This window comes from Streptomyces sp. NRRL B-24085 (genome assembly GCF_001282115.1).
In the GTDB taxonomy this organism is placed as follows: domain Bacteria; phylum Actinomycetota; class Actinomycetes; order Streptomycetales; family Streptomycetaceae; genus Streptomyces.
The window spans coordinates 21,175-35,619 of the sequence record NZ_LJBR01000014.1 but is presented as its reverse complement, the minus strand read 5'-3'; the positions used below and the strand labels follow the sequence as shown (position 1 = coordinate 35,619).

General features: G+C 68.2%; 12 protein-coding genes. 6 read left to right on the top strand and 6 right to left on the bottom strand.

Annotated features, from left to right (window positions below):
* The coding region (locus AOJ26_RS01830; RefSeq protein ID WP_143663592.1) for a peptidoglycan-binding domain-containing protein at positions 1–545 on the top strand (545 nt) is incomplete at its 5' end.
* Positions 542–1,483, top strand: coding sequence for a helix-turn-helix domain-containing protein (locus tag AOJ26_RS01825; protein WP_053846362.1), 942 nt, complete (start codon positions 542–544; stop codon positions 1,481–1,483). The genes AOJ26_RS01830 and AOJ26_RS01825, both read left to right, overlap by 4 nt.
* Here AOJ26_RS01825 and AOJ26_RS01820 read toward each other — a convergent pair.
* Positions 1,443–2,201: a hypothetical protein gene (locus AOJ26_RS01820; RefSeq protein WP_234358404.1), complete on the bottom strand. Its 759-nt coding sequence runs from the start codon at positions 2,199–2,201 to the stop codon at positions 1,443–1,445. The genes AOJ26_RS01825 and AOJ26_RS01820 overlap by 41 nt on opposite strands.
* 354 nt (positions 2,202–2,555) lie before the next feature.
* On the opposite strand from AOJ26_RS01820, the gene AOJ26_RS01815 reads away from it, so the two are divergent.
* Positions 2,556–3,122 carry a PadR family transcriptional regulator gene (locus AOJ26_RS01815; RefSeq protein WP_053846360.1) on the top strand — a complete coding sequence of 189 codons (567 nt, stop codon included), beginning with the start codon at positions 2,556–2,558 and terminating at the stop codon, positions 3,120–3,122.
* A gap of 79 nt (positions 3,123–3,201) precedes the next feature.
* Positions 3,202–4,920, top strand: coding sequence for an acyl-CoA dehydrogenase family protein (locus AOJ26_RS01810; protein WP_053846359.1), 1,719 nt, complete (start codon positions 3,202–3,204; stop codon positions 4,918–4,920).
* A 160-nt stretch (positions 4,921–5,080) separates the two neighbouring features.
* Here AOJ26_RS01810 and AOJ26_RS01805 read toward each other — a convergent pair whose 3' ends face one another.
* The 4 genes from AOJ26_RS01805 to AOJ26_RS01790 form a co-directional block, all read right to left on the bottom strand.
* A complete protein-coding gene (locus AOJ26_RS01805) occupies positions 5,081–5,752 on the bottom strand; it encodes an enoyl-CoA hydratase-related protein (RefSeq protein ID WP_053846358.1) in 672 nt (223 codons plus the stop codon).
* 154 nt (positions 5,753–5,906) lie between these two features.
* Entirely contained in the window at positions 5,907–6,431 is a 525-nt protein-coding gene (locus AOJ26_RS01800) for a carboxymuconolactone decarboxylase family protein (RefSeq protein ID WP_053846357.1), read from the bottom strand.
* Between the two features lie 239 nt (positions 6,432–6,670).
* Entirely contained in the window at positions 6,671–7,078 is a 408-nt protein-coding gene (locus AOJ26_RS01795) for a DUF6193 family natural product biosynthesis protein (RefSeq protein ID WP_234358403.1), read from the bottom strand.
* Positions 7,079–7,248: 170 nt separating this feature from the next.
* Positions 7,249–7,854, bottom strand: coding sequence for a dihydrofolate reductase family protein (locus AOJ26_RS01790; RefSeq protein WP_053846356.1), 606 nt, complete (start codon positions 7,852–7,854; stop codon positions 7,249–7,251).
* 427 nt (positions 7,855–8,281) lie between these two features.
* Here AOJ26_RS01790 and AOJ26_RS01785 point away from each other — a divergent pair, with 427 nt between their 5' ends.
* Complete coding sequence (locus AOJ26_RS01785) at positions 8,282–10,828, top strand: discoidin domain-containing protein (RefSeq protein ID WP_053846355.1); 2,547 nt, start codon at positions 8,282–8,284, stop codon at positions 10,826–10,828.
* 134 nt (positions 10,829–10,962) lie between these two features.
* On the opposite strand, the gene AOJ26_RS01780 is transcribed toward AOJ26_RS01785, so the two are convergent.
* Positions 10,963–12,390: an endo-1,4-beta-xylanase gene (locus tag AOJ26_RS01780; protein ID WP_053846354.1), complete on the bottom strand. Its 1,428-nt coding sequence runs from the start codon at positions 12,388–12,390 to the stop codon at positions 10,963–10,965.
* A 578-nt stretch (positions 12,391–12,968) separates the two neighbouring features.
* On the opposite strand from AOJ26_RS01780, the gene AOJ26_RS01775 reads away from it, so the two are divergent.
* Positions 12,969–14,435 (top strand): non-reducing end alpha-L-arabinofuranosidase family hydrolase, encoded by a 1,467-nt coding sequence (locus AOJ26_RS01775; RefSeq protein WP_053846353.1) that lies wholly within the window; start codon positions 12,969–12,971, stop codon positions 14,433–14,435.
* Positions 14,436–14,445: the final 10 nt, after the last annotated feature.

Sequence of the window (14,445 nt, the reverse complement as noted above, 5' to 3'; positions counted from 1 at the left end):
AGGGCGGGCAGCGCGAGCGGGAGCACGAGCCGCAGGCCGCCGGTTCGACGACCCCGCGCCCCGAGGCAGAGGCCGCAGCCGCACCAGCCGTAGGCGTGCCGCCCCGGGCCCCGGAACCTGCCCCCGGTCGCCTCCCGCACATCGCGCTCACAGCAGGCATCGCCGCCTTGGCCGTAGCGCTGTCCGCGGTGCTCCTGCTGATGCTGCGCCTCGACGACGACGCCGGCCGGGCCGTGGTCACCGCTTCGCCCCGCACCGGCGTGGCCTCCCCGCCGCCCTCCTACACCTGCCGCATCGCACGGGTCGAGGGCCGCTGGTCGGCGGGCATCAACAACGGCCGCAACACCGAGATCGTCTACGGCACCACCGGCGCCGACGTCGCCGAGGCGCAGTGTCTGCTGCGGCGGGCGGGCATCTCACCGGGCGGGATCGACGGCATGTTCGGCCCGCTCACCCTGCGGGCGGTGAAGACGTTCCAGGAACGCGCTGGTCTCACCGTCGACGGCATGCTGGGGCCGCGCTCGTGGAAGGCCCTGCGCGGATGACACCCGGGGAACCCTCACCGCCGGGGGCCCGACTGGCCGCCGTACTGCAGGAGTTGCGGCAGCGCACCGGACTGAGTCTCGCGCAGCTCGCGAACGCGACCACCTACAGCAAGTCGTCCTGGGAGCGCTACCTCAACGGCAAGAGCCTGCCCTCACGTAGCGCGGTCAAAGAGCTGTGCCGTCTCGCCGACGAACCCGCCCACCACGCGCTGGCACTCCTGGACATCGCACGCATGGACCGGACGGACCACGGTGCGACGGGACTTGGGGGAGAGGTACGACGGGGCACGGCGGGCGGGACGGACACCCCGGGCCCTGTCTCGTCGGAGACCGCCGACGGCGTGACGGCCTCGCGTGACACGGTCGATGCCCCGGTTTCAGGTCCGAGTGGGGCAGCCGACGCGCTTGTCCGTCCAACGGGCCACCGGCGCGCGAACGTTGTCACTGGTCTCCTGTCGGTCTGTGCCGTCGTCCTCGGTGTGCTCGTGCTCGCCCACCTACCTCCAACGCACCGCGAGGAGCCGGCTCCGTCCCCCACCCCCTCCGCCGGCACCGGGGCGCTCTGCCGACACACGGCGTGTCAGAACAAGGACCCGATCGAGACGCGCTGCGCTGCCGAACCCCTGACCCTCGCCGAGCACGAGACCGCCACCGGTGCCTGGATCCAGCTCCGCTACAGCCAGGAATGCGGGACGAGCTGGGCGCGGATGTGGGGCGCCGTCGTGAAGGACCGCGTCGAGATGCGGGTGGGAGGCCCCCACGGTTCACTCCAGAACGCCGAGGTCACCACTCCCGAGGAGGCGGACACCTACGTCCACACCCTCATGAGCGTGATCGGCCCCGACACGCCCCTGCAAGCCTGCTTCAGCTCTGGAGCCGGCGGTGAGAGGGAGTGCTTCAAGGCTGAGTCCTCGCCGTCGGGCGGGGGCCGACCGTAGCACTTGAGGCGGCCTGGTCAGCCAGCACGTACCACTGTCTGGGTGATGCGCCACGCAGGTACAAATGCCGGCCTCGCCCTACGGGGCGTGCGTACCGCTTGAGCGGTGTCCCGTTGGGGAGGGCGAGACGCGCTTCCTCGACCACCAGGGCCTCGTCTTCTGTCATACGGCAGTGGTGCAGGCGGTCCGGTTCTCGGCCGCCGCCCAGCATCGTGATCTGCTCTCCGTGCACGGCCATACCCCGAGGAGCGACTACGGGGGTCCTCCGCAGCCGAGTCTCACCGTTGGCCCGGACCTCAAGGAGGGGGAACGTGGGGTAGTAGTTGGCCCACGCGACACCGTCGCAAACGTTGAAGGCGTACACGGTATCGATGTGTTGCACACCCTTGGGAGGCATGTACCCCCATTGGCGGTTTCCGCCGCTGTCCCAGCGGACCAGGCCGGCGGCGCTGATCGGGTTGCTGTAGACGCCTTCGTCGGAGTAGGCGCTCCAAACATGGTGCCGTCTGTCTGCCATCAGGTACTGGACAGCACTCCCCATCGCGAAACTGCGGCGGGGCCGCCCGTCCGTCCCGTAGATCTGCGCGTTCCGTTCCCCGGCGACGCTGTGCCCCTGCACGACGAGCCGGCCGTTGGGCAGCGCGTCGAGATGGGTCACCCGCAAGCTCAGACCCCGCAGGGACTGCTCGCGGACTGCGCCGCCGGTGTCGATGACCAAGAGTGCGTCATACGGACAGCGACGGGGTTGAGGGCGGGGCCTGCCGTACGGACTCGGCTGGAGTTCCGCATCGGGGCAGATCAGCCAGAGAGCTCGGCCCCAGGCGTCCACGGTGGTCGCCAGAAGCTTCTGGTGGTCGTACTGCCGAGGCAACAGTGCGTGAGGACGCAGTGCCACCTTCTTCAAGAAATCACCTCACGGGCGCACGAACATGATCTGCCGATGATCGCATCCTCCGGAGCCCTCCAGAAGCAGTCGACGTCTCTCTCGCGGGCCCCGCAACCGCGAGTGAGACCCGTCTCACCTGGGCTGTAGCTCTTGGCTATGCAACTCGTTGCATAGAAAGATCGCGGCATGGCGCTCGAGCACGCGATTCTCGTCTCCCTGCTGGAGAAGCCGGGGTCCGGCTATGAGCTGGCCCGGCGGTTCGAGCGGTCCATCGGGTACTTCTGGACCGCCACGCACCAGCAGATCTACCGCGTACTGAGGCGCATGGAGAGCGATGGCCTGCTCGCCGTCCGTGAGATGCCGCAGCAGAACCGGCCGGACAAGAAGGAGTACTCCGTCGTGGGTCCCGGCCGCGCCGCCCTCTCCGAGTGGCTGCACGAAGCGATCGAACCCGAGAGCATGCGGCACGACCTCGCCGTGAAGATCCGGGGTGCGGCCTTCGACGACCCGTCCGTGCTGGTCCGTGAGGTCGAGCGGCACCGTCAGGTGCACAGCGACCAGCTCGTGCACTATCTGGCGGGGGAGGAGCGCGACTTCACCGGGCCCGCGGCCCCCGCACCGCTCGACGCCGGTCAGGAACTGCAGCACGTCGTGCTGCGCGGCGGCATCGCGTACGAGCGGATGACGATCGCCTGGCTCGACGACGTCCTCGCCACCCTCCGGCGGCTCAGCACGTCACAGCCGCACGCCTGAACCGCCGGTCCGACGACACCCGCGCTCAGTGACCTTCAGCACCGCCCCTTCACCCTCAACCCTCGGAAGGCGGACCCTCATGGCCGACTCCCTCCTGTTCAACCCGCGCACGTACGACCCCGCGCACTTCGATCCGGAGACCCGCAGGCTGCTGCGGGCCACCGTGGACTGGTTCGAGGACCGCGGCAAGCGCAGGCTCATCGAGGACTACCGTTCCCGCGCCTGGTTGGGCGACTTCCTCGCGTTCGCGGCCAAGGAAAGGCTGTTCGCCACCTTCCTCACCCCGTCGTCCGCCGGGGAACTCGACGACCAGCGCTGGGACACGGCCCGGATCGCGGCCCTCAACGAGATCTTCGGCTTCTACGGTCTCGACTACTGGTACGCGTGGCAGGTGACCATCCTCGGTCTCGGGCCGGTGTGGCAGAGCGACAACGCCGCCGCCCGCGCCCGCGCGGCACAACTCCTGTCCCAGGGCGAGGTGTTCGCCTTCGGCCTCTCCGAGAAGGCCCACGGCGCGGACATCTACTCCACCGACATGCTGCTGACTCCGGACGGTGACGGCGGCTTCCGGGCGACGGGTTCCAAGTACTACATCGGCAACGGCAACGCGGCCGGACTCGTCTCGGTCTTCGGCCGGCGCACCGACATCGAGGGCCCGGACGGCTACGTGTTCTTCGCCGCCGACAGCCGCGACCCGGCGTACCACCTCGTGAAGAACGTCGTCGACTCCTCCAAGTACGTCAGCGAGTTCCGCCTCGAGGACTACCCGGTGAGCCCCGACGACGTCCTGCACACGGGCCGCGCCGCCTTCGACGCCGCTCTCAACACCGTCAACGTCGGCAAGTTCAACCTCTGCACCGCCTCCATCGGCATCTGCGAGCACGCGATGTACGAGGCGGTGACCCACGCGCACCAGCGCATCCTGTACGGCCGCCCCGTCACCGCCTTCCCGCATGTGCGCCGGGAGCTGACTGACGCGTACGTCCGCCTCGTCGGCATGAAGCTGTTCAGCGACCGGGCCGTCGACTACTTCCGCTCGGCCTCCGCGGAGGACCGCCGTTATCTGCTGTTCAACCCGATGACGAAGATGAAGGTGACCACGGAGGGCGAGAAGGTCATCGACCTCATGTGGGACGTGATCGCCGCCAAGGGCTTCGAGAAGGACAACTACTTCGCACAGGCCGCCGTGGAGATCCGGGGGCTGCCCAAGCTCGAGGGCACCGTGCACGTCAACCTCGCGCTGATCCTGAAGTTCATGCGCAACCACCTCCTGAACCCGGCCGAGTTCGCGGCCGTGCCCACCCGCCTCGACGCGGCCGACGACACGTTCCTCTTCGAGCAGGGGCCGGCCCGGGGTCTGGGCTCCGTGCGCTTCCACGACTGGCGCCCCGCCTACGACGCATACGCGGGCGTACCGAACGTCGCCCGCTTCCGGGAGCAGGCGGACGCCCTGTGCGAGTTCGTCACCACGGCGGCCCCCGACGAGGAGCAGAGCCGCGACCTCGATCTGCTGCTCGCCGTCGGCCAGTTGTTCGCGCTGGTGGTGCACGGTCAGCTCATCCTCGAACAGGCTCGTCTGACGGACCTCGACGAGGATGTGCTCGACGAGCTGTTCGCCGTCCTCGTCCGCGACTTCTCCGCCTACGCCGTCGAACTGCACGGCAAGGACTCCGCCACCGTGGACCAGCAGCGCTGGGCACTCGGAGCCGTCCGGCGCCCCGTAGTCGACGAAGCGCGTTCGGGCCGCGTCTGGCAGCGCGTGGAGGCGCTGTCCGGGACGTACGAGATGGCACCGTAAGGGCCGGGACGAGGGGCGCGTCGACCCACGAGGACCGAGGCTTCGGGGAGTTGTGACGTCCGTACCGTGGTCTTCCGGGCGATGCGCGGAGGGCCACGGTAGGTGAGGGTGGCGTCGGCGAGCGCTGTTCGAGAGAAGGGCGCGAGTGGCCGACGCCGGCTCAACCCAGTGGGTCGGTGGTGTCGCGCAGGGTGGTCAAAGTCGGGCCGTACATGCGCGACTTGATGGTGCCGAGGGTGTCGCCCGCCTTGTTCACCTGTGCCTGGGCGATCTCGATCGCGGTGGAGCGTACGGCGTCCGCGTCGGTTGCCCGGTCGACGATGCCGGCGGCTGCGGCGTCGGTGCCGCCGTAGCGCCGGGCGGTGACCATGGCCTCGTGCGCGGTCTGCGGGGCCAGCCGGGACTGGATGAGCGCGGCCATGCCGGGGGTGAAGGGGATGTTGATGTCCGCTTCGGGCAGGCACCAGTAGCCGCGGTCCGCGCGCATGACACGGAAGTCGTGAGCGAGGGAGAACATCGCGCCGGCGGCGAAGGTGTGCCCCTGCAGGGCGGCCACCGTGACGACCGGCAGGGACAGCAGCCGCGCGAACAGCTCGTGGACGGAGACGACGTAGTCCCGGTGCTGGTCGGCGTGGGCGAACAGCCAGTCCAGGTCGAGCCCGTTGGAGTAGAACTTTCCGGTGGCGGTGGTGACCAGGGCGCGGGGCCCGTCGGACTTCTCCACCTCGTCGAGCGCCGCTCCGACGGCGGTGATCCAGTCGGGGTGGAAGCGGTTCTCACCGTCTCCGAGGTCGAGGACGAAGACGTGGTCCTGACGGTCGATCGAGGGCATGGCGGCTCCTTCGGGCGGCACGCGGTGAAAGCCGGCGGGTGGCGCACCGAGCGGTGGCCGTCCCGGCGAGGCGTACTCCGCTCAATGACTTACCGGTCGGTAACTTATGGCGTGTGGCCCCGTACACGCAAGGGGCTGCGCGGCGCCCCTGCCCTCAGCGGACACCGTACGGCGGTGGCGGCTCGCCCTCCGTCGTCACCTCGAAGGTGTTGAGGAAGTCGCAGATCAGCTGGTAGAAGCCGACGGTGACGACGAGGTCGGCGAGCTGGTTCACCGTGAGGAACGCCAGGAGTTCCTTGCGCGCGCCGTCGTCGAGGCAGTGCTGGTCGAGCAGGCGGTCGGTGGCCGCGAGGACGGCTGCCTCGGACGCGGAGAGCCCCTCGGTGGAACCGGTCGCGGCGGCGGCGATCGCCTCCTCGCCGAGCCCGACGAGACGGGCGATGTTCTCGTGATGGTGGACCTCGTACGCCGCCCCGTAGACCTGGCCGACCCGGACGATGGCGAGTTCGCGCAAGGCATCCGGCAACGAGTTCCGCTGCAGGATCGCGTCCCCCAGCGCCAGCACGCCGGGTGCCAGCGCGGGGGAGTGCATCAGCATCCGGAAGACGTTCAGCGAACCGCGAGCGGTCACGTCCTCCCGCAGCTGCGCGGGCAGTGCGGAAAGGTCCGGGTACTCCATGTCAACTCCGTTCGCCGGGCGATGGACTGCACAGACGGCATCCCCGCACAACCCGCGTCGAACACCCCGTGTCCGCAGTGACGGTTGCCGTTTTGGCTTTGGTGAGGAGCCCTGCGCTTCTTCGCGGGTGGCGGCGGCATCGGTGCCGGCCGGCCGGCGGCACCGACCGGGGCCGTCCGAACAGGGCCCGTCTTCGAAGGTGTTGGTCGCGCTGCCTTCGCGAAGTCGGCTGCCTGTCTCTACCGGTTGTCCCGCGCTCTCTCGTAGGCGGCGAGTTCCTCTGCGTTGCCGAGGAAGGCCGGGCCGCAGTGGGGTGGCAGGCGATCGACGACCAGCGCTACTGCAGCTTGCCCGCTGTATGTCTCGGCGATCCGCGGGCTGCTTCGGTTCGGCCCTTCGACGTAGTACCGGCCGTCTCGCAGGGTGCCGATGTACGGGATGTCCCAGGTGTGGCGGATCTCAGTGCACCTGCTGAAATGCAGTTCCCACATGCCGGTCCAGGGATAGAGCTGACGAAGCAGCGGCTGGGCGTGTGCCGCCAGCACCAGCTCGGCGAACGGAGCGGCAAGCGGCGATTCTTCCGGTCGGCGAGGTCCGTCGGCCGTGGTCAGGATCTTGTGCCAGGCTGCCTCGACAGTATGGGTCATGCGGTGATTGTGCGGGCGCTGCTGCCCGTCATCAAAGATCGCGCGCTGGCAGATCACGGGCTGCTGCGCCGACGTGATCAGGAGTGCAATTCGCCCATCAGGAGGCCGCCGCTACCGGCCGAAGAAGGGGGGTGTTTCTGTTCTGGGCGAGATCCGTGTGAAGGCTGACCCTAGTAGCTGTCGTACCGGGGCTTGCCGTTGGGACGGTAGACGCCGACGACGGTGCCGCTCTCGGTCGTCGAGACGCTGACCGGCTCCAGCGAGGTGGGGATCGCTCCGTCGGCGAACAGCCGCTTGCCGGTGCCGATGATCACCGGATGGATGGTCAGCCGGTACTCGTCGACGAGGTCGTGCCGCATGAGGGTCTGGGCGAGGTCGCCGCTGCCGACGACGTTGATGTCCCCGCCCTCGGACGTCTTGAGGGCGCGGACCGCATCGGCGACATCGCCCTCCAGCAGCGTGGAGTTCTGCCACTCGACGGACGTCAGGGTCCGAGACGCCACGTACTTGTGCATGCTGTTCATCCGCTCCGTGAACGGGTTGCCGGGATCGGCGGTCGGCCAGTACGACGCGAAGATCTCGTACGTCTTCCGGCCGAGCAGCATCGCGTCGGAGGGTTCGTACCAGCCGGCGATCGCCGCGCCCACCTCGTCGTCCGTCACCGGCTTCTGCCAGCCGCCGTGCTCGAAGCCGCTCTGAGTGTCCTCGTCCGGCCCGCCCGGTGCCTGCATGACGCCGTCCAGTGTCAGGAACGTGCAGACAATGATCTTGCGCATGGTGCGCTCCCTTCGTCGGAGGGTAGACGGCACGACCGCCGAGAACTCATCGGAGGGGCGGGAGGGCGAGGTCGTGACAGCCGTCCTGTGGCGGGGCGGTCCTCCTCGCTGTGCCTTCCGGCCCACGCCCGCCGGCCGACCTCGCCTGCGCAGACGACGGGCTCCAGCTCCCCGCTCGCGGAGACTGAAGCCCCGTGACGTCACTCGCTGAAGGCTGCCGTGGGGTCAAGGCCCCTGCGGTGTCCACAACTTGCACGGATTCCGGTGTCCGAGGGGTTGCCCAATCACTACGGTCAACATTTAAATCAAGACGTGAACTAAGTCGCGCAACACGTTCGTTGCACGTTGGACAACTTTGCGCACCCGCACGACCACCACAGCACGGCCTTTCGTGACCATCCTTCATCCACCCCCAGGGGAACATGGCATGGGCCTCAGATCTCTCGGTGTCGCGCTCGCCAGTACGGCGGCGCTGATCACCCTTCCTGTCGTCGCACCACCGCCCGCGCTCGCGGCTGACGCCAATCTGTCCCAGGGCAGGACAGCCGCGTCCTCGTCGGCGGAGAACGCCGGAACGCCCGCCGCTGCCGCGGTCGACGGCGACATGGGCACCCGCTGGTCCTCGGCCGCGACCGACGACCAGTGGATCCAGGTCGACCTGGGGGCCACGGCCTCCATCAACCAGGTCGTCCTCAACTGGGAAGCGGCCTACGCCGCGGACTACAAGATCCAGGTCTCGCCGGACGGCGGTTCCTGGACCGACGTCCGGACCGTCACCGGCGGGGACGGCGGCACCGACACCCTCACCGTCTCGGGCCAGGGCCGCTACGTCCGTATGCAGGGCGTGCACCGGGCCACCCCGTGGGGTTACTCGCTGTGGGAGTTCCAGGTGTTCGGGACTCCCGGCGCGACCCAGGCCGCCTGCTCGACCACCAACTCGGCGCAGGGCAAGGCCGCTTCGGCCTCCTCGACGGAGAACGCCGGCACCCCGGCGTCCGCCGCGGTCGACGGCAACGACTCCACCCGCTGGTCCAGCCAGGCCGCGGACCCGCAGTGGCTGCGCGTCGACCTGGGCTCGTCCCAGGACATCTGCAAGATCGACCTGAACTGGGAAGCCGCCTACGGCAAGGACTTCCAGCTCCAGGCCTCCGCCGACGGCCAGAACTGGACCACCCTCAAGACGGTGACCGGCGCGACCGGGGGCCGCGCTTCCTACGACGTGAGCGGCACGGGCCGCTACGTCCGCGTCCTCGGCACGGCCCGCGGAACGGCCTACGGCTACTCGCTCTGGGAGTTCGGCGTCCACACGACGTCCGGCGGCACCGGCGGCCCGATCCAGGGCGGCGGCGACCTGGGCCCGAACGTGATCGTCGTCGACCCCTCCACGCCCAACCTGCAGCAGAAGTTCGACCAGGTCTTCACCCAGCAGGAGTCGGCGCAGTTCGGTTCCGGGCGCTACCAGTTCCTCCTCAAGCCGGGCACCTACAACGGCATCAACGCCCAACTCGGCTTCTACACCTCGATCTCAGGGCTCGGACTGAACCCCGACGACACCCAGATCAACGGTGACATCACCGTGGACGCGGGCTGGTTCAACGGCAACGCCACCCAGAACTTCTGGCGCTCGGCGGAGAACCTGGCGATCACTCCGTCCAACGGCACCGACCGCTGGGCGGTGGCACAGGCCGCGCCGTTCCGTCGCATCCACGTGAAGGGCGGCCTCAACCTGGCACCCAACGGCTACGGTTGGGCCTCCGGCGGCTACATCGCCGACTCCAAGATCGACGGCACCGTCGGCCCGTACTCCCAGCAGCAGTGGTACACCCGCGACAGTTCCGTCGGCGGCTGGACCAACGGCGTGTGGAACATGACGTTCTCCGGGGTCCAGGGCGCTCCCGCGACCAACTTCGACACCGGCCCGTACACCACCCTCGACACGACGCCCATATCCCGCGAGAAGCCGTTCCTCTACCTCGACGGCAACGACTACAAGGTGTTCGTGCCCGCCAAGCGCACCAACGCCCGGGGTGTGTCCTGGCCGGCCAACGCGGGGACCTCCCTCCCGCTCAGCCAGTTCTACGTGGTCAAGCCGGGCGCGACGGCCGCCACCATCAACCAGGCGCTGGCCCAGGGGCTCAACCTGCTGTTCACCCCCGGCGTCTACCACCTCGACCAGACGATCAACGTCACCCGGTCCAACACCGTGGTCCTCGGACTGGGCCTGGCCACGATCGTGCCCGACGGCGGCATCGACGCCATGCACGTCGCGGACGTCGACGGGGTCCGGCTCGCCGGATTCCTCATCGACGCCGGCGCGAGCCGCTCCGACACCCTGCTCCAGATCGGGCCGGCCGGCGCGGCAGCGGACCATTCCGCCAACCCGACCACCATGCAGGACGTGTTCATCCGCATCGGCGGCGCGGGCCCGGGTCTCGCGACCAACTCCGTCGTGGTCAACAGTGACGACGTCGTCGTCGACCACACGTGGATCTGGCGCGCCGACCACGGCCAGGGCGTCGGCTGGGAGACCAACCGGGCCGACTACGGGCTCGTGGTGAACGGCGACGACGTCCTCACCACCGGCCTGTTCGTGGAGCACTTCAACAAGTACGACGTGCTCTGGAACGGCGAACGCGGCCGCACGATCTTCTTCCAGAACGAGAAGGCATACGACGCACCGAACGCCGCCGCGATCTCCCACGACGGCATCGTCGGCTACGCGGCCTACAAGGTCGCCGACACGGTGAACGTCCACGAGGCGTGGGGCCTGGGCAGTTACTGCAACTACACCTCGGACCCCTCCATCGTGCAGCACCACGGCTTCCAGGTCCCCGTCAAGGCCGGCATCAAGCTGCACAGCATCCAGGTGATCTCCCTGGGCGGCAAGGGACAGTACGCCCACGTCGTCAACGACACCGGCGCACCCACCTCCGGCACCGACACCATCCCGTCCAAGATCACCCAGTTCCCGTGACCGGCGGCCGGTGACCCGGCCCGCCACTGACGAGAACGCCGAACCCGACGTGCTGCGGGCCGCTGGTGCGGCCCGCAGCATTGTCCTGTCCTGCCGTGTCACCGCGAGGGTGTGAGGGCGGTCGCCGCCACCCGTCAGGTACGGGTCCAGCGCTGGTTGCTTCCGCCCGAGCATGCGTAGAGCTGGAGCAGGGTGCCGTTGGCGGTGCCGGCCCCGACTGCGTCGAGGCAGAGGCCGGACTGGACGCCGACGATGGAACCGTCGGAGTTGAGGCGCCACTTCTGGTTGTCGCCGCCCCAGCAGCTGTAGATCTGGACCTTGGTGCCGTTGCCGGTCCCGGCGGCGTCCAGGCACTTGTTGTCGTAGACCCTGAGCTCGCCGGCGCTGGTGGTCGTCCACTGCTGGTTGGTGCCGGTGTTGCAGTCCCACAGCTGGAGCTGGGTGCCGTCCGTGGTGCTGGCGTTCGGCACGTCCAGGCAGCGGCCCGAGCCGACGCCCTTGATCTGTCCGCCGCCGGTGGGGGGCGTGGAGGTGCCGCCGTTGAGCGCGTTGAGGACCGCGGTGTAGGCGGCCTTCTTGCTGCCGTCGTTGTTGAACAGCAGCGGGGTGTCACCCGACCGCCAGGAGTCCATGTCGCGCACGCCCCAGACGGTGATGCCGAGGCAGCGCGAGACGGCCAGGCAGTCGTTGGTCACGGCGGCGTAGGTCGAGGCCGAGGCGCCCTGGATGTCGAGCTCGGTGACGGCCACGTCGACGCCGAGGGCGGCGAAACTCTGCAGCGTGGTGCGGAAGTTGCTGTTGTAGGGGCTGCCGCTGTTGAAGTGCGACTGGAAGCCGACGCAGTCGATCGGCACACCGCGCTGCTTGAAGTCGCGGACCATGTTGTACACGCCCTGGGTCTTGGCCCAGGTCCAGTTCTCGATGTTGTAGTCGTTGTAGCAGAGCTTGGCCGCCGGGTCGGCGGCGCGCGCGGTGCGGAAGGCGACCTCGATCCAGTCGTTGCCCGTGCGCTGCAGGTTGGAGTCGCGTCGGCCGCCCGAACTGCCGTCGGCGAACGCCTCGTTCACGACGTCCCACTGGGCGATCTTGCCCTTGTAGTGGCTCATCACGCCGTTGATGTGGTCGATCATCGCCTGGCGCAGGGTGCTGCCGCTGAGGCTCTGCATCCAGCCGGGCTGCTGGGAGTGCCAGGCCAGGGTGTGTCCGCGGACCTGCTTGCCGTTCTGCACGGCCCAGTTGTAGACGCGGTCGCCGGAGGTGAAGTTGAACTGGCCCCGCTGCGGTTCGGTGGCGTCGATCTTCATCTCGTTCTCGGCCGTCACCGAGTTGAACTCACGTGCCGCGATCGAGGTGTAGGCCGAGTCGCCGAGTCTGCCCGAGGCGATGGCGGTGCCGAAGTAGCGGCCGCTCTGCGCCGCCGCGGCGCCGAGCGTGCTTTCGGCAGCGTGTGCGGGGGGCGGTGAGAGCAGTGCGGCGACCGTGCTGAGGACGCCGATCAGCAGCGCCAGCAGCAGAGTGTGCTTCCGGCGGACACGGTGTCCGAGTAGGGCAGTCAGACCCATGGCTGTGCCTCCAAAAGTAGACATCACGGAATGACTGGTGCGAGAGGAAGGCGTTCGGCGTGCGTTTGATGTGAGTGCAGGGCCAACGCGGTTCGAAATATCGATACTTGGTCGATCCTCGGATTCGGAACATTGATGCATTGACGGTGGATCGTCAATACGTGGCGCAGGGAAAGTTTCACCTCTGTCTTCGAAACATTCGAAGCATGGTTGGAATGGGCGTGAAACCTCCGGCGCCAGTCCTGACGGACGCGCCGAGGCTCAAGTCACGACCGGAGCAAGGGGGTGTATGTAGTTCGATCGTCCTTTAGACCCTGCTCAGAGGCCATGATGTGGAGCTTCGGGCCGCACCGCATCCCATGCGGTTTCGCTCGGCGTGACAGCTCGTCGCACCCGGCAGGGAGGGCCTGTTTGCAGACAGAACGGCCGCAGACCTTGACCGAGGGACCCCTTATTCCTAGCTTGTGGCGTCGAAGGATCTGGCGAACATATCGAATGTTTCGATCGATCCATGCATCCGCGGCACGGTGCTGTGCGGTGCCGACGCCACCTCGCCCCGCCCCCAAGGAGGCCCCCAGATGCGTTTACGCCACCCGTCCACGGTCCCCCTCAGACGCTTGCTCGCCGTCCTCGCGCCGTTGCTGATGGTGGCGACCTTCCTCGGAGCCCAGCCCGCCGCCGCGGCGACGGTCGACCCCAACGCGTCGTACGTGCTGGTCAACCGCAACAGTGGCAAGGCCCTGGACGTCTACAACATGGCGACCGGTGACGGCGCCCGCATCACCCAGTGGGCCAGGAACGATCAGGCCCAGCAGCAGTGGCAGTTCGTCGACTCCGGGGGCGGCTACTTCCGCATCAAGTCCCGCCACTCGGGCAAGGTGCTGGACGTCTACAACTGGTCCACCGCGAACGGTGGCTCGATCGTCCAGTGGACCGATCTGAACGCCACCAACCAGCAGTGGCGGCTGGCCGACAGCTCGGACGGCTACGTGCGGTTGATCTCGCGCCACAGCAACAGGGCCCTCGAAGTGCAGGGTGCCTCCACCGCCGACAACGCGAACATCGTCCAGTACGACGACTGGGGCGGCACCAACCAGCAGTGGCAGCTCGTCAAGGTCGGCGCCGACACCCCCGGCGGGTGCGACCTGCCGTCGTCGTACCGCTGGACGTCGACGGGCGCGCTGGCGCAGCCCAAGTCCGGGTGGGTCTCGCTCAAGGACTTCACCGTGGTCCCGTACAACGGCAAGCAACTCGTCTACGCGACGACCCACGACACGGGAACCAGCTGGGGGTCGATGAACTTCACCCCCTTCACCAACTGGTCGGACATGGCCTCGGCCGGCCAGAACACGATGTCGTCCTCCACCGTCGCGCCCACGCTCTTCTACTTCGCGCCGAAGAACATCTGGGTGCTCGCCTACCAGTGGGGCGGGACCGCGTTCTCCTACCGGACGTCGAGCGACCCCACCAACCCGAACGGCTGGTCCTCCCCTCAGGTGCTCTTCTCCGGGAGCATCTCCGGCTCCGGAACCGGTCCCATCGACCAGACGCTCATCGGCGACGGGACGAACATGTACCTGTTCTTCGCCGGTGACAACGGGAAGATCTACCGGGCCAGCATGCCGATCGGGAACTTCCCGGGCAGCTTCGGCTCGACCTCCACCGTGGTCATGAGCGACACGACGAACAACCTCTTCGAAGCCCCGCAGGTCTACAAGCTGCAGGGTCAGAACCGCTACCTCATGATCGTCGAGGCGATCGGCTCGCAGGGACGCTACTTCCGCTCGTTCACGGCCACCAGCCTGAACGGTTCATGGACGCCCCAGGCAGCGAGCGAGAGTAATCCTTTCGCCGGCAAGGCCAACAGCGGTGCCACCTGGACCAACGACATCAGCCACGGCGAACTGATCCGCACCAGCGCCGACCAGACCATGACGGTCGATCCCTGCAACCTCCAGTTGCTCTACCAGGGGCGCAGCCCCAACTCGGGCGGTGACTACGGCCTGCTGCCCTACCGTCCGGGGCTGCTGACTCTCCAGCGCTGACGGCATGACA

Excerpts from the sequence above, each read along its gene's own strand:
- AOJ26_RS01825 (WP_053846362.1), top strand. The coding sequence starts at position 542 with ATGACACCCGGGGAACCCTCACCGCCGGGGGCCCGACTGGCCGCCGTA.
- AOJ26_RS01815 (WP_053846360.1), top strand. The coding sequence starts at position 2,556 with ATGGCGCTCGAGCACGCGATTCTCGTCTCCCTGCTGGAGAAGCCGGGG.
- AOJ26_RS01810 (WP_053846359.1), top strand. The coding sequence starts at position 3,202 with ATGGCCGACTCCCTCCTGTTCAACCCGCGCACGTACGACCCCGCGCAC.
- AOJ26_RS01805 (WP_053846358.1), bottom strand. The coding sequence starts at position 5,752 with ATGCCCTCGATCGACCGTCAGGACCACGTCTTCGTCCTCGACCTCGGA.
- AOJ26_RS01800 (WP_053846357.1), bottom strand. The coding sequence starts at position 6,431 with ATGGAGTACCCGGACCTTTCCGCACTGCCCGCGCAGCTGCGGGAGGAC.
- AOJ26_RS01795 (WP_234358403.1), bottom strand. The coding sequence starts at position 7,078 with ATGACCCATACTGTCGAGGCAGCCTGGCACAAGATCCTGACCACGGCC.
- AOJ26_RS01790 (WP_053846356.1), bottom strand. The coding sequence starts at position 7,854 with ATGCGCAAGATCATTGTCTGCACGTTCCTGACACTGGACGGCGTCATG.
- AOJ26_RS01785 (WP_053846355.1), top strand. The coding sequence starts at position 8,282 with ATGGGCCTCAGATCTCTCGGTGTCGCGCTCGCCAGTACGGCGGCGCTG.
- AOJ26_RS01780 (WP_053846354.1), bottom strand. The coding sequence starts at position 12,390 with ATGGGTCTGACTGCCCTACTCGGACACCGTGTCCGCCGGAAGCACACT.
- AOJ26_RS01775 (WP_053846353.1), top strand. The coding sequence starts at position 12,969 with ATGCGTTTACGCCACCCGTCCACGGTCCCCCTCAGACGCTTGCTCGCC.